This window comes from Bradyrhizobium sp. LB14.3 (assembly GCF_040547985.1).
Classification (GTDB): Bacteria; Pseudomonadota; Alphaproteobacteria; order Rhizobiales; family Xanthobacteraceae; genus Bradyrhizobium.
Map to the genome: position 1 here is coordinate 1 of NZ_JBEPQT010000016.1, position 24109 is coordinate 24109.

Consider the following 24109-nt stretch of genomic DNA (forward strand, 5'->3'; position numbering starts at 1 on the left):
ACATTGTGATTGTTGTTGGCCTCGTTGCTCTCCGAAATCGCATTGTTGTAGTCCGCGATTCCGCCGACGTAATACGTGCCGGGCGCCAGATTGGCGGGCAGCCCCAATGAGATCGTCTGATGATCGAAATAGCCCGTCGCCCCGTTCGCCGACAGCCCTGGCGAGGCCACCGTCGTCAGCAGCGTGTCTCCAGTCGTGATCGTTGCGTCGGTCGATAGATAGAGGCCCGAGATCGACGCGGCGGCGGCAGCCTTGCCAAAATTCACCACCCAAAAGTCAACGTTGGTGCTCTCACCCGCCGCTATCGTCGTGCTGCTCACGCTGTCGTACGACGCGGTCAAATCTGGCAGAGGGGGCTGTACAACAACAGTGCTGTCGATAATGCCATCGGCAAATTTGAAATTCTCTACCGCTGTGACGGTGTCGGTGCCATCGGGGGAGCCGCTACGCTGATCGGCGATGGTCCACGTCGCTGAACTCACATTGTAGGTGACGAGGTAATCCGCCCTGTTGCCTGAATAGACGACAGTGTCCGTGCCGGGACCGCCGTCGATAGTGTCGTTGCCGCCATCGCCAGTGATGGTATCGTTGCCCGCGCCGCCCTTCAGCACATTGGCGATGGCATTGCCGATGATGATGTCATTGCCGGAGCCGCCGGTTGCGTTGTCAATCAGCGACCGCGTGTCGCCATTGTAGAGATAAGCGTTGTAGACGTTGCCGGACGCATAATGGCCGTTGCCGAGATAGGCGAGCTGCACGCTGGAGAACACGGACGACGCACCCGGATTGAGGTTGATGCTCAGGTTCGTCGTGTAGTTCGACAGGTCGTAGGTATCGACGCCGCCACCATCCCAGATCGTTTGGTAGATGCGATTGGCCGAGCCACCGGCACCGCCATTGTCGGCCGGCTGGCCAACGCCGTTGATGAACTCCTGCCCGGTGCTGGAGCTCCAGGTATAGACGGTGGCTCCGCCCTGGGTAGTGTAGTCCGCGCCGTACATCGTCTGCAGCGCGAGGATATCGTTGGCCATGTAGGTTTGCGGATATCCATAGGCTTCGTTGGTGTAGCCGCTCGTCGTCGAAGCACCGACATAGCTGCGATAGCTCATGACGGTGTATTCGCTGTCGTCATGCGCGCTCGGCACCGCGACGTTGGCGACGCCGCCCGTTTCCTGGCTATGCTTCAGGCCAAGGGCGTGTCCGAGCTCGTGCAACGCCGTGGTGAAATAGTAATTGCCGAGCTTGGCCAGCGAGTAATTGTATTGGGTCCCGAACCACACGTCGCCGCCTGCCGCATAGTTACCTGGGTAGTAGGCGTAGGAGGTCGGATTGGCCGCCGGCGACTGCGCGACCATGATGTCGGCACCGTTCGTCCCGGCGTACTGGATGTTGGCGTTGGTGTAGCCGAGGATCAGCCCGATCGCGTAATTGATCGCCGCCTGCATCTGACTCGGCGCCGAGGCAAAACCCGACGTGGTTGGCTCACTGCTGCCGCCGGAGTAAGGACTGGAGTAGTCGCTTGCAGCGTCCGGAAAGCTGTAGGTGATCGCGCCAGACCATTTGTAGCCCGACAGCAGGCCGTCGATGTCTGCGTTGTTGGTCCTGCTGACGGTGACAGTGGTAGCCAATGGACTCTCCGAAACAGCGCATGGCGCTCGATTGGGGCGCAGGCGGAATATCCCAGCTTGAGATGGACGTTTGGTTTAATTTTGGCGTCCGCACCCGGACCTCTTCCATAATGCTGTGTTAGCCATCAATTCCCGTAATCATACGGGGCAAGGACAAGGATGCCGGTTCCGGCTACCCACGTGATTGGCAGAACAATGAAACTAAGTCCGCTCTCGGTCGGTCTGTTCGGCGCCCTGGTGGCGCTCGCCGGGCCGGACCATCTACCCTTGGGAGGACTGCCCGTCATGGTCGGGAAAGCCAGCGCGGATGAGAGTGGCAAGCAAGGTGGCACAGCGGGACGCGCCCCCTCCGTTCCAATGGCCCGCGACCCCTCGGCTGCGGTAGCGGAGGAGTACGAAGCCGCCCGCCGGCAGGGTACACGGGAGGCGCTCGAGCTCTTCATCGCGCGTCACGGTGACGATCCCCTGGCCGAGAAGGCGCGTACCGAGCTGAAGCAGCTGGCGCGCTGATCCTTCGCGCGCCGCGCCCCCTCAGGCATTGCATTTCGACAGACGGCATCCGCGCGGCCCAGACCTGCCGCGTGATGTCTTGCCGCATGGTCTTTCGGCACTATGGTAGGCCCGCAATCTTTCCCGGAGCCTTTCAAGATGCCCTTTCCGCATGCCTCCGAAGCCCTGTCGCGCTTCACCGTACTCGATCTGACCCGCGTCCGGTCCGGACCCACCTGCGTGCGGCAGCTCGCGGACTGGGGCGCCAGCGTGATCAAGATCGACGCGCTGACCGAGGATTCCGGCGGCGAGCAGCCGGGCGGGCCGCGGCGTGGCTCTGACTTCCAGAATCTGCATCGCAACAAGAGGGCGATGACGCTGAACCTAAAGGACGAGCGCGGGCTTGCCGTGTTCAAGCGCCTGGCCGCCAAGGCCGACGTCGTGGTGGAGAATTTCCGGCCCGACGTGAAGAAGAAGCTCGGCATCGACTATGAGACCCTGCGCGAGATCAACCCGCGCATCGTCTATGGCAGCATCTCCGGCTTCGGCCAGGACGGACCCTACCACAAGCGGCCGGGCTTCGATCAGATCGCGCAAGGCATGGGCGGGCTGATGTCGATCACCGGCGCGCCGGGCGAAGGCCCGATGCGGGTCGGCATTCCCGTCGCCGACCTCACCGCGGGCCTGTTCTGCGCCATGGGCATCCTCACCGCGCTGCTGGAGCGCGAGGTCTCGGGCAAGGGCCAGTGGGTACAGACTTCTTTGCTGCAAGCCCAGATCTTCATGCTCGACTTCCAGGCCGCGCGCTGGCTGATGGAAAAGGACGTGGCAAAACAGGCCGGCAACAATCACCCGACCAGCATCCCGACCGGCGTGTTCAGGACCTCGGACGGCTACATCAACATCGCCACCACGGGCGGCCGGATCTGGGAGCGCTGCGCGCAGGCACTCGGCGCGCCGGAACTTTACAGCCATCCCGACTATGTGACCGCGCCGGCCCGCTCCAAGAACCGCGATGCACTCAACGCCGAGATCGAGAAGCGTACCTTGACGAAGTCCACCGAGACCTGGGTCAGTGAACTCAACGAGGCCGGCGTGCCCTGCGGGCCGATCTACGCCATCGACCAGATGTTCGAAGACGCGCAGGTCAAGCATCTCGGCATCGCGCAGGAGGTGCCGAACGATGAAGACCGCGACATACGCCTGGTCGGCCAGCCCGTGACGCTGTCGCGCACGCCGAGCAGGATGGTGGCGCGGCCGCCGGAGTTCGGCGAGCAGACCGACGAAGTGCTGAAGGAGTTCGGCTTCAACAAGGAGGAAGTAGCTCGTTTAAGGGAGGCGAAAGTCGTCTAACAGTCTGCTGAAAAAAACCCTCCCAGGGAGGGGACTTGATGATCCACTTTATCATTTCGAATCGGCGGAGACGATCATGCGCGGCAGGTTTACGGATCAGCGCGGCCTGTTTTCGTACATCGCGCCGGATAAACGTGTGCCGGCGAACGATCCGCTGCGGAAGGTCCGGGAACTTGTCCGGGATGTTTTGAGTGATAGACGTCAAAGTGACCTGGCTTTACCCCGTTGCATCCCTCCAATGCGTGTCAGAAGCCCATCAATGATGGGCCAGAACAGCAGCACGATCGCGAGCGTCGTGATCGAGCCGACCAGGCCGTTCGACCAGAACACCTTGAGGTCGCCGCCGGACCCGATCATCGACAGGCGGAAGGCATCCTCCGCGCGGTTGCCGAGCACGAGCGCGAGCGTGAACGGCGCCAGGGGAATGCCGATCTTCTTGAAGACGTAGCCGACGACGCCGAAGCCGAGCATCAGCCAGATGTCGAACATGGCGTTCTGGATCGCATAGGCACCGATAGCGCAGGACACCACGATCATCGGCGCCACCGCGGCGAACGGCACGCGCAGGATCGAGGCGAAGATCGGTACCGTCGTCAGCACCAGCACGAGGCCGACGACATTGCCGAGATACATCGAGGCGATCAGGCCCCACACGAAATCCTTGTGCTCGACGAACAGCAGCGGGCCGGGATTGAGCCCCCACACCATCAACCCACCGAGCAGGATCGCCGCGGTGCCGGAGCCGGGAATTCCGAGCGCCAGCATAGGCAGCAGCGCCGCGGTGCCGGAGGCATGCGCCGCCGTTTCCGGCGCGAACACGCCCTCGATGCGGCCCTTGCCAAAGCTCTCGGGATCCTTGGCGAAGCGCTTTGCCAGATTGTAGCCCATGAAGGAGGCCGCGATCGCGCCGCCCGGGGTAATGCCGAGCCAGCAGCCGATGACGGAGGAGCGCAGCAGCGTCACCCAGTATTTCGGCAAGTCCTTCCACACGCTCAGCACGACACGCAGCGAAATGCTCGCCGCATGCCCGCGCAGCGCGAGGCGCTCCTCCATCGTCAGCAGGATCTCGCTGATGCCGAACAGGCCGATGACGGCGACAAGGAAGTTGATGCCGCGCAAGAGCTCGGACGAACCGAAGGTCATGCGCAGCTGCCCCGACACGGTATCCATTCCGACGCCCGCGAGCAGGAGCCCCAACGACATCGAGATGACAGTCTTGTGCTTGGCCTCGCGCCCCAATCCGACGAAGGAGCAGAAGGTCAGCAGATACACCGCGAAGAACTCGGGCGGGCCGAACTTCAACGCAAAGGACGAGATCATCGGGGCGAGGAAAGTGATCAGCAGCACAGCGACCAGCGAGCCGATGAAAGAGGACGTGAACGCGGCGGTCAGCGCCTCCGCCGCCCTGCCCTGCTGCGCCATCGGATAGCCGTCGAACGTGGTCGCGACCGACCAGGCTTCGCCGGGGATGTTGAACAGGATCGAGGTGATCGCGCCGCCGAACAGCGCGCCCCAGTAGATGCAGGATAGCATCACGATCGCCGAGGTCGGATCCATCGTGAAGGTGAGCGGCAGCAGGATCGCGACGCCATTGGGTCCGCCGAGGCCGGGCAACACGCCGACGAAAATGCCGAGCACCAGCCCGACCATCATCAGCGCGAGCGTCTTCCACGTCAGCAGGACGGCGAAGCCGTGAAGCAAGAGACCGAAAGCTTCCATCGCGGGCCCCGCCTAGTAGCCGAAGGCCGCTTCGAGCGGCCCTTTCGGCATGATGACGTCGAAGGCGATGTCGAAGGTGACGAACATGATCGCCGTGAACACGACAGCGGTGAGCAGCGACTTCCACGGCGCGATCTTGCCGACGAAGCGCATGAAGCCCGCGATCAGCAGGAAACTCGCGACATAGAGGCCGAGAAACTGCGTCGTCAGGCAGAACAGCAGCGTCGGCACGAACACCGCCATCACGCGGCGGGCCTGCGCGCGCGTGACGAAGGTCTCAGCCGCCTTGCGGTGCGCGACCAGGGCCACGATCAGGCCGTAGAGGCTGCCGCCGCCGAGAATGACGGAGAGATAGAACGGGAAATAGCCAGGCTCCGGCCCGGTCGAATCCCAGGAGGCGCCGGTGCGCCAATTGTCGTAGCCGAGCGTGGTAGCCAGCGCGAGCAACAGGAGACAGACGAATATCTCGACCGTGCCGGAGGAGACGACGGAAGGCGAGTCGTCTTCGGGCGCGGTCGGATCGTCGACGACGATTTCAAGATCGGTTTGGGACATGCTCTGCCAGTTCAAATTGCGCTGTCATCATCCGCCTAACGCGCAATTGCGCACAGGAGCGGATGATCCAGTACGCCGTGCAGAAGCCGTCTTTCGTCGAGCTCTGTGCAATACCGGATGCCCGCGTTCCGCGGGGCACGACGTGGAGGATGTGATTACTTCGCGACGAAACCGGCTTCCGTCATCAGCGACTTGTTGACTGCATCGTCCTCTTCGAGGAATTGCACCATGTCCTTGCCGGTGAGGAAGATCGGCTTCAACGCCTGCTTTTCCATGTAGTCCTTGTATTCGGCGGTCTGCGTCACCTTGTGGAACAGATCGACATAGAACGCCTGCTGCTCAGCCGTGACCTTGCCGGGCAGGAACGTCGCGCGCAGCATCAGATACTGGACGTCGACGCCCTCCTCCTTGCAGGTCGGGATGTCGGCCCAGGACTGCGTGTCCGTCACTTTGCTGGTGTAGGAGATGCGCTCCTTGTCGAACACGCAGAGCGGACGCACCTGGCCCGCGCGCCAGACTTCGAGATTTTCGGACGGGTTGTTGACGTTGGATTCGGTGTGGTTGCCGACCAGTTGGGTCGCGGCCTCGCCGCCGGACTTGTAGGGCAGATAGGAGAATTTCGCGCCGGTCTTCTGCTCGAGGAACACCGTCAGCACGTGATCCTCGCGCTTGGAACCGGTGCCGCCCATCTTGAACGGGGCGCTCGCAGCCTTCGCGGCGGCGACGAACTCCTTCACCGTCTTGGGACCTGCGCTGTTGTCCCACAGCACGAACTGGTCGAGCGCGATCACCGAGACCGGGGTCAGTTCACGCCAGTTGAACGGAATCTTCGCCGACAGCGGCAGCATGTAGATCAGCGAATAGGCGATCAGCACCTTGTTGGGATCGGCCTCGCTGGACTTCATGTACATCAGCGCTTCCGCACCTGACGCGCCGCCCTTGAGCGAGACCACGATCGGCTGCTTCATCAGATTGTTCTTCTGGATCGCGGCCTGCATCATCCGCGCCATCTGATCGGAGGCGCCGCCCGCGCCCGCCGCCACCACGATCTCGACCGGCTTGGTCGGTTCCCAGGCGGCAAACGCCGGCGCGCTCAACGTTAGCGCCGCTGCGACCCCGACAGCTTTCACTAGAATTCGCACGAGTTTCGTCCCCTGGTTATTGTTGGCTTGTCAGTAATTTATCGGCGCATTGTGCGGACTAAGGCCAGCGAGTTCAAGCAGGCGGGCATCCCGCCGCCTATGACTTTCGGCTGACGAAGCCCAAGCCGGAGATACGCTACTTGCCCTTCCAGTTGGGCGTGCGCTTGTTGAGGAAGGCGTCCATTCCCTCGCGGAAATCTTCGCTCATATAGGCCTTGAGGATCAGATCCTCGCCCTCTTCGCGCGACAGCGTGCGGCGGATGCGGCGCACCGCCTCCTTGGTCGCTTCCAGCGTGAGCGGGGCGTGGCTCGCCACAAGCTTGGCGGTCTCGTCGGCGCGGCGCTGGAGCGTCTCGACATCGGGCACGATTTCGGTGAGCAGGCCGAGCGCGAGCGCTTCCGGCGCCTCGACCAGGCGCGCCTTGAAGATCATATCCTTGGTGCGGGCGGGGCCGACCAGCGAGACGACGCGGCTGATATTGGACATCGACAGGCAGTTGCCGAGCGTGCGCGCGATCGGAAAGCCGATGCGCGTCGCTTCAGTCCCGATGCGAAGGTCACAGCAGGCCGCAATTCCGGCGCCGCCGCCGGTGCAGGCCCCCGCGATCGCCGCGATCACGGGCACGCGGCACTGCTCCAGCGTGCCGAGCACGCGGTCGATGCGGGCCTCGTAGTCGAGCGCATCCTGCGCGGTTTTGAACGCACGGAACTGAGAAATGTCGGTGCCGGAGGCAAACGCCTTGTCGCCGGCGCCGGTCAGGATCAGTGCCTTGATCGAGCGATCGGCGTTGATCTCCAGGCAGATCTCGGCCATGCGCTCGTACATGGCGAAGGTCAGTGCGTTGCGCGCCTGCGGTCGGTTGAAAGTGATCCGCGCGATGCCGTCCGTGACGGAGTAGAGCAGGTCTTCGTTGGCAGTCGTCGGTGCGTTCATCGCGCTCACTTCTTTTCTAAGCTAGTTCAAGCCATTTGAACCTTCAGACCACTTGGGCCTTTAAGCCACCTGAGCCTTGGCCAACGGCACCACGTCGCGTCCCTTCAGGACGTCCATGGCCGCCAATACACCGCCGCTCCGGTGCGGAATCTGTGCAAGATCCAGGCCCATCTCGACGCCGGCGAGCGTGCCCATCAGCATCAGATCGTTGAAATGGCCGATATGGCCGATGCGGAACACCTTGCTCTTGACCTTGTTCAGGCCGGTGCCGAGCGACATGTCGAAGGCTTCCAGCACCACCTTGCGGAAGGCGTCGGCGTCATGGCCATCAGGCACGCGCACGCCGGTTAGCGCCGGCGAATGTGCGGCGGGATCGGCGCACTGCGTCTCCAGGCCCCAGACCTTGACCGCGGCACGCGTCGCCGCACTGTGGCGCTTGTGGCGGGTCCAGGCGTTCTCAAGCCCCTCCTCTTCCAGCATCTTGACCGCTTCGCGCAGGCCGTAGAGCAGATTGGTGGCGGGCGTGTAGGGGAAGGTACCGAGCTTGTTGAAGCTGATCACCTCCTGCCAGTCCCAATAAGAGCGCATGCCGGGGTTGGCCTTGGCCATCGCGAGCGCCTTCTCCGAGACGGCATTGAAGCCGAGGCCCGGCGGCAGCATCAGGCCCTTCTGCGAGCCGGCGACCGAGACGTCGATGCCCCAGGCATCGTGTTCGTATTCAATCGAGCCGAGGCCGGAGATGGTGTCGACCATCAGCAGCGCCGGATGCTTGACCCGGTCGAGCAGCTTGCGCACGTCGCGCGGCGGCGTCACGCAGCCGGTCGAGGTCTCGTTGTGGACGACACAGACCGCCTTGATCGCGTGCTGCTTGTCGGCGGCAAGCCGCTTCTCCATCTCGGCGAGATCGGCGCCATGGCGCCAGTCGCTCGGGATGAAGTCGACGTCGAGCTTGAACTTCTCGGCGATGCCGCGCCACAGCACGGCGAACTGGCCGGTCTCGCACATCAACACCTTGTCGCCGGGCGCTAGCACGTTGACCATCGCAGCTTCCCAGGCGCCGGTGCCGGACGAGGGGAAGATGATCACGGGCTGCTTGGTGCGGAACACCCGCTGCATTCCGGCGAGGACGGCGAAACCGAGCTCGGCGAACTCCGGACCGCGATGGTCCAGCGTCGGCATGTCCATCGCCCGCAGCACCCGGTCGGGCACGTTGGTCGGTCCTGGAATCTGTAGGAAATGCCTTCCAGTATGCACGGTCATCGGCGTCCTTCCCGGTCTTGCCTTGATTTTGGATGGCCGCCGAATAGCACCATTTGAGCGGCTTGTCCCCTCTTCTAAAGGCGGCTCCCATGCATGGCCGGAGGGCGGCCGCCCCCTACTCTGCGGCCATACTCCCATCTCACCCTCCCTGAATGCTTTTTGTGGTTGTCCCCGCGCGGTTTAAGTGCCGACCACTTTCAGATGCGGCGACGTATTGCCCTGCGGGCGCTGCTCCAGCAGCTTCATCGCGGCATCGACGCCGCCGGAGCGGTGCGGCACGCCCGCGACCGAAAGGCCCATCTCCACGCCGGTGAGCGCGCCGAGTAGCGTCAACGCGTTGCATTCGCCGAGATGGCCGATGCGGAAGACTTTGCCCGCGACCTTCGACAGGCCCGAGCCGAGCGACATGTTGTAATTGTCGAGCACGATCTTGCGGAATTGATCGGCGTCATGTCCCGGCGGCATCAGCACCGCCGTGAGCACCGGCGAAAATTCCGATGGCTCCTGGCAGAGGATTTCGAGGCCCCAATGATTGACGGCGGCACGGGTCGCAGCAGCCAGCCGCTGATGCCGCGCGAACACGTCGTCGAGCCCCTCTTCGAGCAGCATCGCGATCGCCTCGCGCAGGCCGTAGAGCAGATTGGTTGCCGGCGTGTAGGGGAAGAAGCCGTTTGCATTGGGCTTGAGCATCTCCTCCCAGTCGAAATAGGAGCGCGGCATCTTGTTGGTCTTCGCCGCAGCGCGCGCCTTCTCCGAGATCGCGTTGAAGCCGAGGCCGGGCGGCAGCATGAAACCCTTCTGCGAGCAGCTGACGCTGACATCGACCTTCCATTCGTCGTGGCGGTAGTCGACCGAGCCGAGCGAGGAGATGGTGTCGACCATCAGCAGCGCCGGATGTCCTGTACGATCGATCGCGGCGCGGATCTCGGCGATGCGGCTGGTCGCGCCGGTCGAGGTCTCGTTGTGCACGACCATCACGGCCTTGATCGCGTGGGCGGTGTCGTCAGTGAGTCTTGCCTCGATCACGGCCGGATCGGCGCCGCGGCGCCAGTCGCCGGGAACGAAATCGACCTCGATGCCGAACCGTCCCGCCATTTGGCGCCACAGGGTGGCGAAATGGCCGGTCTCGACCATCAGCACCTTGTCGCCCGGCGACAGCGTGTTGACGATCGCGGCCTCCCAGGCACCGGTTCCCGACGAGGGGAAGATCACCACCGGGCCGGCGGTCTGGAAGATTTTCCGGCTGCCTTCGAGCACGGCCCGGCCGAGCTCGCCGAATTCCGCGCTCCGGTGGTCGATGACGGGCATGTCCATGGCGCGCAGGACGCGCTCGGGGACCGGGCTCGGGCCGGGAATCTGAAGGAAATGGCGTCCCTGATGCATGAAAACCTCCCTGTCGGCGGATTCTGGCCGGCCCTGCGAGCTAGTTTGCATTCATTTTTTGTACTTTCAATCAAAATTTGGTATTCGATTGTGGACATCGACGCGACCAAACGAGCAAACTATTGTGCTGCAAATGAAATCCACGATTCCCGACACAGGGGTTCCGATTGCCCCGTCCGCCGCAAATGGCGGCGACCGCCAGGAGGCCTCGCTTCACGGCGAGATCCTGCTGCGGCTGCGCGACTACGTGGTCGAGGGCAACATTCCGGAAGGCGCCCGCGTTCCCGAGCGGCAGCTCTGCGAGATGCTCGGCATCTCCCGCACGCCGTTGCGCGAGGCCTTAAAGGTGCTCGCCGCCGAGGGGCTGATCGAGCTTCTCCCCAACCGCGGCGCGCGGGTCCGCCGGCTCAGCCAGCGCGACCTCGAGGAGCTGTTCGACGTCATGGCGGGGCTGGAGAGCCTGGCCGGGCGCCTCGCTTGCGAAGCCATCACGGATGCGGAAATCGCCGCGATCGAGCAGTTGCATTACGAGATGTATGGCCACTATCTGCATCGCGACATGCACGGCTATTTCCAGATCAACCAGCGCATCCACGAAAGCATCGTCACTGCCGCGCGCAACGAGACGCTGAAGACCGCCTACGCCAACTTTGCGGGCCGGATCCGCCGCGTCCGCTACTCCGCCAATTTTGCCCGCAAGCGCCAGCGCTGGGCGGAGGCGATGCGCGAGCACGAGGCCATCCTCGACGCGCTCCGCCGCCGTGCCGGCAGCGAGCTCAGCGACATCCTGTTCCAGCACCTGCGCAACAAGCGGACGGCCGCGATTGAGCACCTGACCGAGTCCCAAGAGGGCGCTTCGGCCGCGCCGTGAAGGGCAGCCGGGCTTGCTCATTTGCATTCACAATGTAATCGATCAGAAACAAGAATGAATACTCCAGTCCGGCCGTAGGCCTCGCTGGATCAGTCCGGGACCAGGGATGACAAACGCCTCCTCGCTCGAACGGCGCCTGCGCGCGGAAATGACCGGCGACGTCCTGTTCGACGGTTTCAGCCGCGGCCGCTACGCCACCGATGCCTCGTTCTACCAGATCGTGCCCGCGGGCGTGGTTGTGCCCAAGACCATGGACGAGGCCTTGCGGGCGCTGGCAATCGCCCGGGACGACGGACGCAAGGTCACGCCGCGCGGCGGCGGCACCTCGCAATGCGGCCAGACCGTCAATGACGGCCTTGTGGTCGATCTCTCGAAGCATCTGACCCGAATCCTGTCGCTCGACGTCGAGGCCCGCACCTGCGTGGTCGAGCCGGGCATCGTGCTCGACGACCTCAACCGCCAGCTGAAAAAACACGGTCTGTGGTTTCCGGTCGACGTCTCCACGGCCTCGCGCGCGACCATCGGCGGCATGGCCGGCAACAATTCCTGCGGCGGCCGTAGCTTGCGCTACGGCACCATGCGCGACAACACGCTGTCGATGGAGGCCGCGCTCGCGGACGGCACACTGAGCCGTTACGGCGAGGTGGCGCGCGATCTCTCTGATCTCGATGCGAACGACAGCGCACGCGCCCTGTTCCGCGACATGCTCGATCTCGGCGCCCGCGAGGCCGAGGAGATCGCGGCGCGCTTCCCGAAGGTGCAGCGCCGTGTCGGCGGCTACAATCTCGATGCGCTGGTGCCGCGCAATGCGCGCAACAACATGGCGCATCTTCTCGTGGGCTCCGAGGGCACTCTCGCCTTCACCACCAAGGTCGAGCTGAAGCTGTGGCCGGTGATCCGCAACAAGGCGCTCGGCATCTGCCATTTCGGCAGTTTTTACGAGGCGATGGACGCCGCCCAGCATCTGGTCAAGCTGAAGCCGATCGCGGTCGAGCTGGTCGATCGTACCATGCTCGCGCTCGGCCGCGACATCGCGATGTTCCAGCCGATCATCTCTGCTGCCATCAAGGGCGATCCGGATGCGGTGCTGGTGGTCGAATTCGCGGAGGAGGATCAGGCGGATAATCTCGTACGCCTGAAGCAGCTCGGCGAGCTGATGGGCGATCTCGGCTTCGGCTGGAATAACGACAAGCGCAAATGGGGCGGCGTGGTCGAAATCATCGAGCCTGCGCTGCAGAGTGGCATCGCCGATTTCCGCGCCGCCGGCCTCAATGTCATGATGTCGATGAAGCAGGAGGGCAAGCCGGTCTCCTTTGTCGAGGACTGCGCCGTGCCGCTGCCGCATCTCGCCGACTACACCGCGCGGCTGAGCGAGGTGTTTGCCAGGCACGGCACCAGCGGCACGATGTACGCCCATGCCTCCGAGGGCTGCCTGCATGTGCGGCCGGTGTTGAATTTGAAGCTCGAGAAGGACGTCAAGGCGATGCGCGCCATCGCCGAAGAGGCCTTCGAGTTGGTGCGCGAATACAAGGGCTCGCATTCCGGCGAACATGGCGACGGCCTGGTGCGCTCCGAATTCCACGAAACAATGTTCGGCGAGCGCCTGGTCGCCGACTTCCGCGAGGTGAAGCAGCGCTTCGATCCCGATGGCGTGCTCAACCCCGGCAAGATCGTCGACGCACCGAAGATGGACGATCGTTCGCTATTCCGCTTCAAGCCTGAGTATCGCGTCGCCGAGCTCAAGACAAAACTCGACTGGTCCGCTTATCCCGGGGCCGGCGGCGGTTTTCAGGGCGCGGTCGAGATGTGCAACAACAACGGCGCCTGCCGCAAGCTCGAAGGCGGCGTGATGTGCCCGTCCTACCGCGCGACGCGCAACGAGAAGGACGTCACGCGAGGGCGTGCGAACACTTTGCGGCTCGCCATCTCCGGCCAGCTCGGCGAGGGCGCCTTGTCGTCGGACGAGATGATGGAGACGCTAAAGCTCTGCGTCTCCTGCAAGGCCTGCCGCCACGAATGCCCGACCGGCGTCGACATGGCCAAGATGAAAATCGAGGTGCTCGCCGCGCGCGCAGCTTCGCATGGCCTGACCTTGCGCGACCGGCTCGTCGGCTACCTGCCGCGCTATGCCGGTCTCGCGTCGCGCTTCGCGCCACTCGTCAACTTGCGCAATCACAGCCCGCTGCTGCGAAGTCTGTTCGAGCGCTTCGCCGGCATCAGCGCGCGACGCGCCCTGCCCGCCTTCCGCAGTGATGTGTTCGTGCTGCCTGCGGACAGCGTGGGACCTGAAACCGGCCGCGAGGTCGTGCTGTTCGCCGACACCTTCAATCGCATCTATGAGCGCGAAAACCTCGAGGCCGCGCTGCGCGTGCTCGCGGCCGGCGGCTATCGCGTGCACCTGCCGAAGCCCGCGAGCGGCGGCCGGCCGCTGTGCTGCGGCCGCACCTTCCTGTCCGCCGGTCTCGTCGACCAAGCCAAGGTCGAGCTCGATCGTCTCGTCGCCGCCTTCGCGCCCTTCGCCGCGCGCGGCGTGCCGATTGTCGGTCTCGAGCCAAGCTGCCTGCTGACCCTGCGCGACGAGCTGGCTTCGCTGCGCAAGGACAACGATGCCAAGGCGGTCGGCGCCCATGCGCTGACCTTCGAGGAATTCCTGGTGCGCGAGGCCGAGGCCGGCCGGCTGCAACTGCCGCTCGGCACCGTCGCCGACAAGGCCGTGGTGCACGGCCATTGCCATCAAAAATCCTTTGGCGCCTTCAAGCCGGTCGAGCAGGTGCTGCGCCTCGTCCCCGGCCTTGCGGTTGAGATCATCGAGTCGAGCTGCTGCGGCATGGCCGGCGCGTTCGGTTATGGCGCGGACACCTACGACGCCTCGATCGAGATGGCCGAGCTGTCGCTGCTGCCTGCCGTGCGCCGCGCGGATCAGGCGACGCTGGTCGTTGCCGATGGCACCTCCTGCCGGCACCAGATCCGCGACGGCGCCCAGCGCGAGGCGCTTCACGTCGCGCGTGTGCTGGCGATGAGCCTTGATCGTGCCAAAACCCAATCCACAACCACTCCCCTTGCAAAGGAAACCAGCCATGGCTGACCTCACCCTCGACACCGCTCGCAAGATCCTCGAGGCCGCCTTCGCGAAATCCACCGAGCTGAAGCTGAAGCCGCTCGTCGTCACCATCCTCGACGCCCGCGGCGTGCTCAAGATCGCCGCGGCGCAGGACGGCACCAGCCTGATGCGCGCGGAGATCGCGCACGGCAAGGCCTATGGCGCGCTCGCATTGGGCATGGGCTCGCGCGCTTTGTTCCAGCGCGCGCAGGAGCAGGCCTATTTCATCGACGCAGTGAACACTATCGCCAAGGGCGCGCTGGTCCCGGTCCCCGGCGGCGTGCTGATCATGGACGGCGCGACGCTGCTCGGCGCCGTCGGCGTCTCCGGCGACACGTCGGACAATGACGAGGCGTGTGCCGTGGCGGGCATCCAGGCCGCGGGGTTGAAAGCCAACGCGGGGTGAATCCCGTAGGGTGGGTTCGTTAGACGGCGGCTGCGCGAAGCGCAGTCGCTGACGTAACCCACCACTTCTGTCACCGCGGAGACTAAAGAGGTGGGTTACGCCCTACGCGGCCACAACACTTTGCGCCACCCGACGGGCAAAACACGCTAGCCCTCGGTCAACCATCGTTCGCCAAAATATTCGCCTTTACAGAATTTCTGTTTTATCGCATTCTCCGCCACATCTTGATCCGGCGAAAGGGGCGGTCGTACGTCGTCACGAACCGCGGATCGGGCTGCGGTGGACGCGAGCGGCGCCGATGCGGAACGTAGTGTGCAGGGCGGGATGAACCCCGTGAGCACATCGCGGACCGCGCACGACGGACGGCGCCGAATGCGTACGGCAAAACCGCGTGGTCCTGGCCGTCGTTGCTACGGTCAAGCCTTTGCGAATGCGGCATCGCCTCAACCGGGAGGATGTCCGTGATTTTCGCAAGGTGACGGAGGCAAGCAGGAATTCGTCTCCGGGGAGAGCGCGCATAAGCCGTCAAACCACTGCGCAGGGAAGGCCGGATGTCAGGCTGCCCTGTTTCTCTCCTGTGCATTGCGTGTGCAACGTTCTCGCACGGGAGTTATGCGGGGTGCCAGCCGGCACCCGGCCTTCCCTGCGCCCTTTCTCCGGAAAGGGCGTGAAAACGGAGAGCAAACCTCGGGCGGAATACGCCGCGAGAAGGCGAAGGCGTGTTTGCTGTTTGACAATCGAATCTAAGCTGGTGGAAGTCGCTCTCGTGCCCCGGACGCAGCGCAGCGCTTCTTCAGCGGTGCGCTGCAGAGCCGGGGCCTATCCCGCCGCGCTGTACCGAACTGCCTTCTGGGTCCCGGCTCTGCGCAGCAACGCAAGAGCGTTGCAGCGCGTCCGGGACACGAGAGCGGTGCGCCCTCACCGCCCCGTCCAAATCGGCTTGCGCTTTTCGCCGAACGCTTTCAGCCCTTCCTTGGCGTCCTCGGTCATGGCGAGCAGCGCGATCTGGCTTTCGGTGTAGGCGATGCTCTCGTCGAACGACATCGAGGAGATCGCGCGCATGGCGTATTTGCCGCGGCGGATCGCGGTCGGGGATTTGTCGACGATGCGGCCGATCAGCCAGTCGACCTTGGCGTCCAGCTCGGCCGTGGGCACGACATAATTGAGCAGGCCGGCTCCTTGCGCCGCTTTCGCGTCGAACGGCTCGCCGGTCAGCGCCCATTCGTTGACGAGCCGAGGCGGCGCGATCGACTGCAACAGGCTCAACACCTGCATCGGAAACACGCCGACCTTCACCTCCGGCAGGCCGAAGATGACGTGATCGGCGCCGACCGCCATGTCGGTCATGCAGAGCAGGCCCATGCCGCCGGCCATGCAGACGCCGCCGACGCGCGTGATCGCCGGCTTGGTCGCGTTCTGCGACAAACGCAGCAGATCGGCATAGTCGACATTTGGTTTGGAATGATCCATCGCGAAAGCCGCGCCGGAGTTCTGCAAATCCGCGCCGGCGCAGAACGCCTTCTCGCCCGCACCCGTCAGCACGATGATGCGGACATCCTTGTCGTCATGCGCGTCGCGATAGCCGCGTGCGATGCCGGCGATGACCTCGCCATTCAGTGCATTGCGTTTCTCGGGCCGGTTGATGGTGATCCAGAGCGCCTGCCCGCGCTTCTCAGTGATCACGGCTGTGGTGTCGGACATGGCGCACTCGCTTCCTTAGTTCCCGTTTTGCAGCCATTTGCGGCAGCACGGGCGGAAGGTGCAAGGGCAATCTGCGGCGAGCCGCCGCTTTAGCGCCTCGACACAAACTTGAAAGGCGAACGAAGCGCGAGCGCTCAGGCCGCGACCGCTTTCCTGATCCAGACCTTGTTGTCGTGGAAAGCGGCTCCGCCGATCGGCGCGATGGTGTCCGCGCCCGTCAACATGTTGATGCCGCGGTTACCGATATGGTTCTTGTTGGGATGAACCGACTCCGCGATCAGCACACCACGGCGCACGCCCTCGAACAGAATGGCAATCAGCGTGGTCTCGCCGCGGGTGTTGCCGAGCGTCACGGCGTCGCCGTCGGCGATGTCGAGCGCGGCCGCATCCAGGGGATGGATCATCACGCTCGCTTTGCCCTCGCGCGCCTGCGAGGACGGCGTCTCGTTGAAGGTGGTGTTGAGGAAGCTGCGCGACGGGCTGGTGGCAAGCCGGAACGGATGGGCCTGATCGGAGTGCTCGATCACCGCCCAATGGTCCGGCAGCGACGGCATCTTGTCGAAGTCCCCCATCGTCTGGCCGAACGGCGGATGCGCCCAATCGGCTTTGAAGTGGAATTTCCTGTCGGCATGGGCGAAGCCGTCGAGATAATGCGAGGTGCGGAAGTCCGGTTGCAGGTCACGCCAGAGATCGGCTTCAAGGCCGGCAATGTCGCCGTGGTCGCTGAGCTTCAGCGTCGCGTCGATCAATTCGCGCGGCGTCAGCTCGAAGCCGGGATGCCTGGCGCCGAGCCGCGGCGCCAGCGCCTGCAGGACCTCATGGTTGGAGCGGCATTCGCCGGGCGGATTGATCAGCTTCGGCCCGACCGAGATGTGCTGGTGGCCGCCGCCGTAATAGAGATCGTCGTGCTCCATGAACATCGTCGCCGGCAGCACGATGTCGGCCATCTCGGCCGTCTCGGTCATGAACTGCTCGTGCACCGCGACGAACAAATCCTCGCGCGCAAAACCCTGCCGAACCAGCGCCTGCTCCGGCGCCACCGTCATCGGATTGGTGTTCTGGATCAGCAGCGCCTTGACCGGCCCCTTGCTGTGCAGGGCCTTGGAATCGCCGGTGAGAATGCGGCCGATCTGCGACTGGTCGAGCGCTCGGATAGTCTGGTCGATGGCGTCATGGCCTTCGATGATGGATTCGTTGAAGTGCCACAGCGCGTAATTGTTGAAGAAGGCGCCGCCGCCTTCATATTGCCAGGCGCCGGTCACCGCGGGAATGCAGTTCGCGGCATGCATCTGCGCCGCGCCGTTGCGCGAGCGGGTGAAGCCGTAGCCAAGCCGGAAGAAGGTGCGCTTGGTTTCGCCGACCAATTTGGCAAAGGCCTCGATCTCCGCCACCGGCACGCCCGAGATCGCGGACGCCCATTCCGGCGTGCGCGTCTTCAGATGCGCCTCGAGCTCGTCAGGGCAATCGGTGTACTTGTCCATATAGGCGCGGTCGGCATAGCCGTCGCGGAACAGGACATGCATCACGCCGCAGGCGAAGGCACCATCGGTGCCGGGCCGCAGGATGATCTTGATGTCGGCCTGCTTCATGGTCTCATTGTCGTAGATGTCGACCGCCGCGATCTTGGCGCCGCGCTCCTTCCGCGCACGTGCCGCGTGCGTCATCACGTTGACCTGCGTGTTGACGGGATTGGTGCCCCAGATCACGACGAGGTCGGAGAGTGCCATCTCGCGCGGATCGACGCCGGCGATCTTGCCAGTGCCGATCGCGAACCCGATACGCCCGACATTGGCGCAGATGGTCTGATAGAAGCGCGAATATTTCTTCACATGCGTGAGACGATTGAGGCCGTCGCGCATCACCAGCCCCATCGTGCCGGCGTAATAATAGGGCCAGATCGATTCTGCGCCGAACTCGCGCTCGGCCTGGTTGAAGCGATGCCCGATTTCGTCGAGCGCCTCGTCCCAGCTGATCCGCGCAAATTGACCGGAACCCTTCGGCCCGGTGCGGCGCATTGGATACATCAGCCGCTCGGGGTGATGGATGCGCTCGGCATAACGGGCAACCTTGGCGCAGACCACGCCGGCCGTATAGGTCTGCTTTTTGGAACCGCGGACGCGGCCGATGCTGCGTCCCTCGACGACTTCGATGTCGAGGGCACAGGCCGACGGGCAATCATGCGGGCAGGTGGAATGGCGGATTTCGATCTTGGCGTGCTGGTTCATGTCCAATTTGGTAACACCAAAATACCTGTCAGCCGAGCGTATTTATCCGGCAATGCCCATGCGATTTGCTCAGGCCGCCTGCGCTGCCGGTTCCTGCCGCAACCGCGAAGAGCGGCACCGCCACACCGCAAACCGCCCGATATTCCAGGCACCGTCGGCTTTGTGAGGCGTCGACAGTCCGCCTCCCCTGCCGCTACAGTGCCGGCCAACAAGAACGATATCAGGGAGGTGGGTGTGACGGCCCGACAATTTATGCTGGCGCTGGCCGCCGGCCTGCTCAGCGCATTCTCCGCAGCCCCGTCCCTGGCACAAGACTATCCCAACCACGCGGTCCGGATCGTCGTGCCCTTCGGCGCCGGCGGGCCGGCCGATGTCGCGGCCCGGCTGATCGGCAATGCGCTCCAGGAGAGTTTCGGCCAGCCCTTCGTGATCGAGAACCGAACCGGCGCGGGCGGCGTCATCGGCACGGTCGAAGCGGCGAAGTCGCCGGCCGACGGCTACACGCTGTTGATGATGTCCAACACCCAGACCGCAAACGAATCCCTGCTGACGCCGGATAAACGCAAATACGAGCTGATGCGTGACCTCGCGCCGATCACGCCGGTGAACTATTCCGATCTCGTCATCGTGGTGAACCCGCAAGTCGCAGCGAAGACACTGCTGGAGTTCGTCGCGCTCGCCAAGTCGCAGCCGGGCAAGTTGAACTACGCGTCCTCCGGCCAGGGCACGCCCTATCACATGGCCGGGGAGCTGTTCAAAGCCATGGCCGGCATCGACCTCGTGCACGTCCCCTACCGCAACAGCGGCGAGGCGCGCAGCGGCGTGATCGGCGGGCAGGTGCAGATGATGATCGACGCAGTGCCGGCGATGGCGCCTAATATCGGCGAGAACCAGGTCCGCGCGCTCGCGACCACTGGCAAGCAGCGCTCAGCGGTGCTGCCAAACGTACCGACGGCGATCGAGGCAGGCGTGGCAGGTTATGAAGCCACGATCTGGCTCGGCCTGATGGCGCCGGCCGGCACGCCGAAACCTGTCATCGACAAACTCAATGCCGCCGTGAACGCGATGGTGAAGCGCCCCGACATCATAAAGCTCTGGACCGAGCAGGGTGCCGTACCCATGTCGATGACGCCGGACCAATTTGAGAAATTCCTGCGCGGCGACATCGAAAAATGGGCCGACGTCGTCAAGAAGTTCGACAAGTCCTGAGGCTGTAGAGCGACAATGCCTACCATTCAATTCCAGCTCAACGGCGCGGCCACGTCCGTGGATGCCGCTCCCGATCGGACGCTACTCGATGTGCTGCGCGGCCCGCTCGGCGTCACCAGTCCGCATTTCGGTTGCGGAGCGGGCGAGTGCGGCGCCTGCTATGTCATGGTCGGCGACCGCGCGATGGCCTCCTGCGACTTGCCGATGTGGTCGGTCGCGGACAAGGACATCGTCACGGTCGAGGGCCTCGGCACGGCAGAGCAACCGCACCCGCTGCAACGTGCCTTTATCGCCGAACAGGCGATGCAATGCGGCTATTGCGTCTCCGGGATCCTGATCAGCGCGGCGGCGTTGCTGAAGCGCAATCCGTCGCCGACCGAGGCGGAGGTCAAAGCGGCGCTGGATCACAATCTGTGCCGCTGCGGATCGCACAACCGGATGGTCCGCGCCGTACTGCGGGCGGCGTCGCAGATGGCGGCATCATGAGTACGGCGTCCCCTGCCCCGACACTGCCGGTCAGCCTTGCGGCCAATCCAAAGCTGTCCTCCTGGGTGAGGCTCATCGGCGAAGGCCGTATCGCGATCTCGCCCGGCAAGGTCGAGATCGGTCAGGGCATCGTCACGGCGCTGGCGCAGATCGCCGCCGACGAGCTCGACGTCGATATCATCAGGATCGAGATGATCCGTGCCTCCACAGCGACCAGCCCGAACGAGGGCGTCACCTCGGGCAGCCTCTCAATCCAGCAGTCCGGCCGCGCGCTGCGCCACGCCTGCGCCGAGGTGCGCCAGCGCTTCCTCGTCGCGGCATCGGAACGTCTCGGCGTCGATGCGTCGCTGCTCGAGATCGATGACGGCACGATCTCGGGCCCCGGCAATGTCAGGACCAGCTATTGGGAGCTTGCCGGCGACGTCTCGCTCGACCACGACGCCAATGCGGGCGCGACAACGAAGAACTTCGCCAAACGCGCTATCGCCGGACATTCGGTCCAGCGCGTCGATATTCCCGACAAGGTGTTCGCACGGCCGCGCTTCATCCATGACCATGCGCTGCCGGACCTGGTGCACGGACGCGTGTTGCGGCCGCACGTCTCGGGCGCCAAGCTGATCGCACTGGACGAAGCGGCCGCGCGCGCCGTTTCCGGCCTCGTCGCGATCGTCCGCGACGGCGGCTTTGCCGGCGTGGTTGCGGACAGCGAGGCAGCGGCGGAAACCGCGCTGAAAGCCTTGCGCAAGGGCGCGACATGGTCAGCCGGCGAACCGTTGCCCGATGAAAATGATCTGGCGGGCTTCCTGAAGAGCCAGCCGGTCGAGACTGATGTCATCGACACCAGGATGGCGGCAACGACAGGCAAGCCCATTCGGACTCTCCGCCGGCAATACACCCGCCCCTACATCGCGCATGCCTCGATCGCGCCTTCCTGCGCCATGGCACAATGGGCCGGCGACGATCGTGTCCACGTTTGGACGCACAGCCAGGGTGTTTACCTGCTGCGCGCCGATCTCGCGATCGTGCTCAAGCTGTTGGCCGAAAACATCGTGGTCGAGCACATGGAGGGTGCGGGCTGCTACGGGCACAATGCCGCCGACGACGTCGCGCTCGATGCCGTGCTGCTGGCGAAAGCGGCAGGCGGCCGTCCGGTGCGGGTGCAGTGGTCGCGCCACGACGAGATGGCCCAGGCGCCGTTTGGCGCAGCGATGGCGATCGAGGTCGAGGCTGATCTCGACGCGGACAACGAGATCGTCGGTTGGCGTCATGCGATCTGGAGCAACGGCCACGCGGCGCGACCGGGGCGCGCGGCACAGCCCGCGCTGCTTGCCGCGACCGAGATTGCGAACCCCTACCCGCACATGATCTCGACCAACCCGCCCGCTGCCAACGGCGGCGGCGGCGATCGGAACTCCATTCCGCTCTACGACCTCCCAGCCTGGACGGTGACGAGCCACCGGCTGCTGACCATGCCGGTGCGGACCTCGGCGCTGCGGACACTCGGCGGACAGGGCAATGTGTTCGCCATCGAGTCCTTGCTCGACGAGATCGCCGCCCTGCGCGGCGAGGATCCGATCGCGTTCCGCTTGCGTCATCTGCGCGACGAGCGGGCGAAGGACGTCATCCGCGCCACGGCACGACGCGCGCAGTGGAAACCGCAGAAAGAGTCCGGCACGGGCCACGGCGTCGGCTTCGCCCGCTACAAGAACACAGGGGCCTATTGCGCCGCGATTGCCGAGATCGAAAGCACTGATGATGTCCGCGTCAAGCGGCTGACGCTTGCGGTCGATGTCGGCGAGGCCGTCAATCCGGACGGTGTCATCAACCAGATCGAGGGTGGCGCGATCCAGGCGACAAGCTGGGTGTTGAAGGAACGTGTCCGCTTCGACCGGATGCGGATCACATCGACGTCCTGGACCGACTATCCGATCCTGACCTTCAGCGAGGTGCCGGCGGTGGATGTCGAGATCATCCAGCGGCCGGAGATCGAGCCGGTCGGCGCCGGCGAGGCCGCCCACGGCCCGGTGACCGCGGCGATCGCGAATGCGGTCTACGATTGCCTCGGCGTGCGCGTGCGCGACCTGCCGATCACGCGCGCCAAGATCATCACAGCCATGGAGCTCGCATCGTGACGTCACTGAACATTTTGAGCGGAGGTGCGGCGCAAGGCCTGGTACGCGGCCTCAGCGAGCCCTTCAAGGCGCAGACCGGCCTCGGTATCGACGGCGAGTTCGGCGCGGTCGGCGTCATGGCCGACAAGCTGCGCGCGGGGACGGCGGCCGATCTCGTCATCCTGACGCAGGCGCTGCTTGCAAAGCTCGCGGAGGGGAATCTCGTCACCCCCTCCTCCATCGCAGATGTCGGCCGGGTCGAGACCGCGCTGGCGGTCCGCAGCCGCGATCCCAAGGTAACGGTGAAGACCGAGACCGATTTGCGCGAGGTGCTGCGCAGCGCCGACGCGATTTTCGTCCCGGATATCAAAGCCTCGACAGCGGGACAGCACGTCGCAAAAGTCCTGGATCAGCTCGGCATCGCCTACGAGGTTGCTTCGCGCCTCAAGATTTTTCCCAATGGCGCGGCCGCGATGCGGGAGCTTGCGTCATCGACCGCGACGCGTCCGATCGGCTGCACCCAGGCGACCGAGATCATCGCGACCGACGGCATCGCGCTATCAGGGGCGCTGCCGCCGGGCTGCGAGCTCGTGACGATGTACACGGCCGGCGTGACCACGCGGGCCGCGCATCCGCAAGAAGCGGCCGCGCTGATCGCGCTGCTGACCGGCGCAGATCACAAGGAACTGCGCCAGCGTGCAGGCTTCACCGGCTAGACAACCGCCCTATTTGTGCAGCTGGGTGAGGCCGGTCGGCGGCCCGTCCACCGCGGTCCAGCCGCCGTCGACGAACAGCGTGCTGCCGCTGACATAGCTTGCGGCGTCCGAGGCGAGATAGGCGACGGCGGTCGCGACCTCGTCGGCGCTGCTCCAGCGGTTGAACACGGTGTGGCCGGCGTAAAGATTGTAGATGTCTGGACGCTGCTTGAACGGGCCGGTCAGCGCGGTCTCGGCGATGCTCGGCGCGATCGCATTGACGCGCACGCCGGAGCGTCCGACCTCGGAAGCAAACCCCTTCACCAGCAGGCCGATGGCCGCCTTGGTCGAGCCGTAGACGCCCAGGCCCGGCTCGATGGTCACCGCACGCACCGAGGAGCAGGCAATGATGCTGCCGCCCTTCTGCTCGACCATGATGCGGCCGAACGCCTGGAAGAACCAGACCGTGCCTTTGATGTTGAGGTTGAGGACGCGGTCGAGATCCTCCTCGGTATAGTCGAGGATGGTCTTGCGAATGTTGAGCCCAGGCGTGGTCACCGCGATATCGAGCCGCGGAAATTTCTGCATCACGGTTTTGGCCAGCGCATTGACGTCCGCAGCGCTCGCGGCGTCACACGCAGCCGCCTCGGCCCAGCCGCCCTTGTCGCGAATGCCGGCGGCGGTCGCTTCGGCGGCATCAAGCGCGCGATCGGCGCAGACGACACGGGCGCCGAGCCCGGCCAGCGCCTCGGCTGACGATTTGCCGATGCCCGATGCGGCGCCGAGCACCACGGCCGTTTTGCCGGTGAGATCGAAGAGCTTGCGATAGTCAGTCACGGATA

The 24109-nt window shown here is 64.5% G+C and carries 19 protein-coding genes; 9 read left to right on the forward strand and 10 right to left on the reverse strand.

Annotation, left to right across the window (positions count from 1 at the left end):
• The coding region (locus ABIB00_RS25350; protein ID WP_354106246.1) for a M10 family metallopeptidase C-terminal domain-containing protein at positions 1-1628 on the reverse strand (1628 nt) is incomplete at its 3' end.
• A 195-nt stretch (positions 1629-1823) separates the two neighbouring features.
• Between ABIB00_RS25350 and ABIB00_RS25355 the strand changes: the two genes are divergently transcribed.
• Positions 1824-2138 carry a hypothetical protein gene (locus ABIB00_RS25355; protein WP_354106247.1) on the forward strand — a complete coding sequence of 105 codons (315 nt, stop codon included), beginning with the start codon at positions 1824-1826 and terminating at the stop codon, positions 2136-2138.
• A 138-nt stretch (positions 2139-2276) separates the two neighbouring features.
• Positions 2277-3470: a CaiB/BaiF CoA transferase family protein gene (locus ABIB00_RS25360; protein WP_354106248.1), complete on the forward strand. Its 1194-nt coding sequence runs from the start codon at positions 2277-2279 to the stop codon at positions 3468-3470.
• Positions 3471-3671: 201 nt separating this feature from the next.
• On the opposite strand, the gene ABIB00_RS25365 is transcribed toward ABIB00_RS25360, so the two are convergent.
• From ABIB00_RS25365 to ABIB00_RS25390, 6 genes are all read right to left on the reverse strand, one after another.
• Complete coding sequence (locus tag ABIB00_RS25365) at positions 3672-5189, reverse strand: tripartite tricarboxylate transporter permease (protein WP_354049815.1); 1518 nt, start codon at positions 5187-5189, stop codon at positions 3672-3674.
• A 12-nt stretch (positions 5190-5201) separates the two neighbouring features.
• Positions 5202-5744: a tripartite tricarboxylate transporter TctB family protein gene (locus ABIB00_RS25370; protein WP_354106249.1), complete on the reverse strand. Its 543-nt coding sequence runs from the start codon at positions 5742-5744 to the stop codon at positions 5202-5204.
• 155 nt (positions 5745-5899) lie between these two features.
• Positions 5900-6886, reverse strand: a complete 987-nt coding sequence (locus tag ABIB00_RS25375) for a Bug family tripartite tricarboxylate transporter substrate binding protein (RefSeq protein ID WP_354106250.1) — start codon at positions 6884-6886, stop codon at positions 5900-5902.
• Between the two features lie 136 nt (positions 6887-7022).
• Positions 7023-7820, reverse strand: a complete 798-nt coding sequence (locus ABIB00_RS25380; protein WP_247443746.1) for an enoyl-CoA hydratase/isomerase family protein — start codon at positions 7818-7820, stop codon at positions 7023-7025.
• Positions 7821-7880: 60 nt separating this feature from the next.
• A complete protein-coding gene (locus tag ABIB00_RS25385; RefSeq protein WP_354106251.1) occupies positions 7881-9080 on the reverse strand; it encodes a pyridoxal-phosphate-dependent aminotransferase family protein in 1200 nt (399 codons plus the stop codon).
• 180 nt (positions 9081-9260) lie between these two features.
• Entirely contained in the window at positions 9261-10463 is a 1203-nt protein-coding gene (locus ABIB00_RS25390; RefSeq protein WP_456663832.1) for a pyridoxal-phosphate-dependent aminotransferase family protein, read from the reverse strand.
• 133 nt (positions 10464-10596) lie between these two features.
• Between ABIB00_RS25390 and ABIB00_RS25395 the strand changes: the two genes are divergently transcribed.
• The 3 genes from ABIB00_RS25395 (at position 10597) to ABIB00_RS25405 (ending at position 14840) form a co-directional block, all read left to right on the forward strand.
• Positions 10597-11334, forward strand: coding sequence for a GntR family transcriptional regulator (locus ABIB00_RS25395; protein ID WP_354106253.1), 738 nt, complete (start codon positions 10597-10599; stop codon positions 11332-11334).
• Positions 11335-11440: 106 nt separating this feature from the next.
• Entirely contained in the window at positions 11441-14419 is a 2979-nt protein-coding gene (locus ABIB00_RS25400) for an FAD-binding and (Fe-S)-binding domain-containing protein (RefSeq protein ID WP_354106254.1), read from the forward strand.
• Entirely contained in the window at positions 14412-14840 is a 429-nt protein-coding gene (locus tag ABIB00_RS25405; RefSeq protein WP_354106255.1) for a GlcG/HbpS family heme-binding protein, read from the forward strand. The genes ABIB00_RS25400 and ABIB00_RS25405 overlap by 8 nt, the downstream gene beginning before the upstream one ends.
• Positions 14841-15758: 918 nt before the next feature.
• Here ABIB00_RS25405 and ABIB00_RS25410 read toward each other — a convergent pair.
• The gene (locus ABIB00_RS25410; RefSeq protein ID WP_354106256.1) at positions 15759-16541 is read right to left on the reverse strand and encodes an enoyl-CoA hydratase/isomerase family protein; all 783 of its coding nucleotides are present in this window, start codon (positions 16539-16541) and stop codon (positions 15759-15761) included.
• 134 nt (positions 16542-16675) lie between these two features.
• Positions 16676-18766: a molybdopterin-dependent oxidoreductase gene (locus tag ABIB00_RS25415; protein WP_247443758.1), complete on the reverse strand. Its 2091-nt coding sequence runs from the start codon at positions 18764-18766 to the stop codon at positions 16676-16678.
• A 252-nt stretch (positions 18767-19018) separates the two neighbouring features.
• On the opposite strand from ABIB00_RS25415, the gene ABIB00_RS25420 reads away from it, so the two are divergent.
• The 4 genes from ABIB00_RS25420 to ABIB00_RS25435 are packed head-to-tail and all read left to right on the forward strand — an operon-like array spanning position 19019 to position 23288.
• Entirely contained in the window at positions 19019-19975 is a 957-nt protein-coding gene (locus tag ABIB00_RS25420; RefSeq protein WP_247444026.1) for a tripartite tricarboxylate transporter substrate binding protein, read from the forward strand.
• Positions 19976-19990: 15 nt separating this feature from the next.
• Positions 19991-20461 (forward strand): (2Fe-2S)-binding protein, encoded by a 471-nt coding sequence (locus ABIB00_RS25425; protein ID WP_247443760.1) that lies wholly within the window; start codon positions 19991-19993, stop codon positions 20459-20461.
• Complete coding sequence (locus ABIB00_RS25430; RefSeq protein WP_354106257.1) at positions 20458-22593, forward strand: xanthine dehydrogenase family protein molybdopterin-binding subunit; 2136 nt, start codon at positions 20458-20460, stop codon at positions 22591-22593. The genes ABIB00_RS25425 and ABIB00_RS25430 overlap by 4 nt, the downstream gene beginning before the upstream one ends.
• A complete protein-coding gene (locus ABIB00_RS25435) occupies positions 22590-23288 on the forward strand; it encodes a molybdate ABC transporter substrate-binding protein (protein ID WP_354106258.1) in 699 nt (232 codons plus the stop codon). The genes ABIB00_RS25430 and ABIB00_RS25435 overlap by 4 nt, the downstream gene beginning before the upstream one ends.
• A 9-nt stretch (positions 23289-23297) precedes the next feature.
• Here ABIB00_RS25435 and ABIB00_RS25440 read toward each other — a convergent pair whose 3' ends face one another.
• The gene (locus ABIB00_RS25440) at positions 23298-24104 is read right to left on the reverse strand and encodes an SDR family NAD(P)-dependent oxidoreductase (RefSeq protein WP_247350739.1); all 807 of its coding nucleotides are present in this window, start codon (positions 24102-24104) and stop codon (positions 23298-23300) included.
• Between the last annotated feature and the right edge of the window lie 5 nt (positions 24105-24109).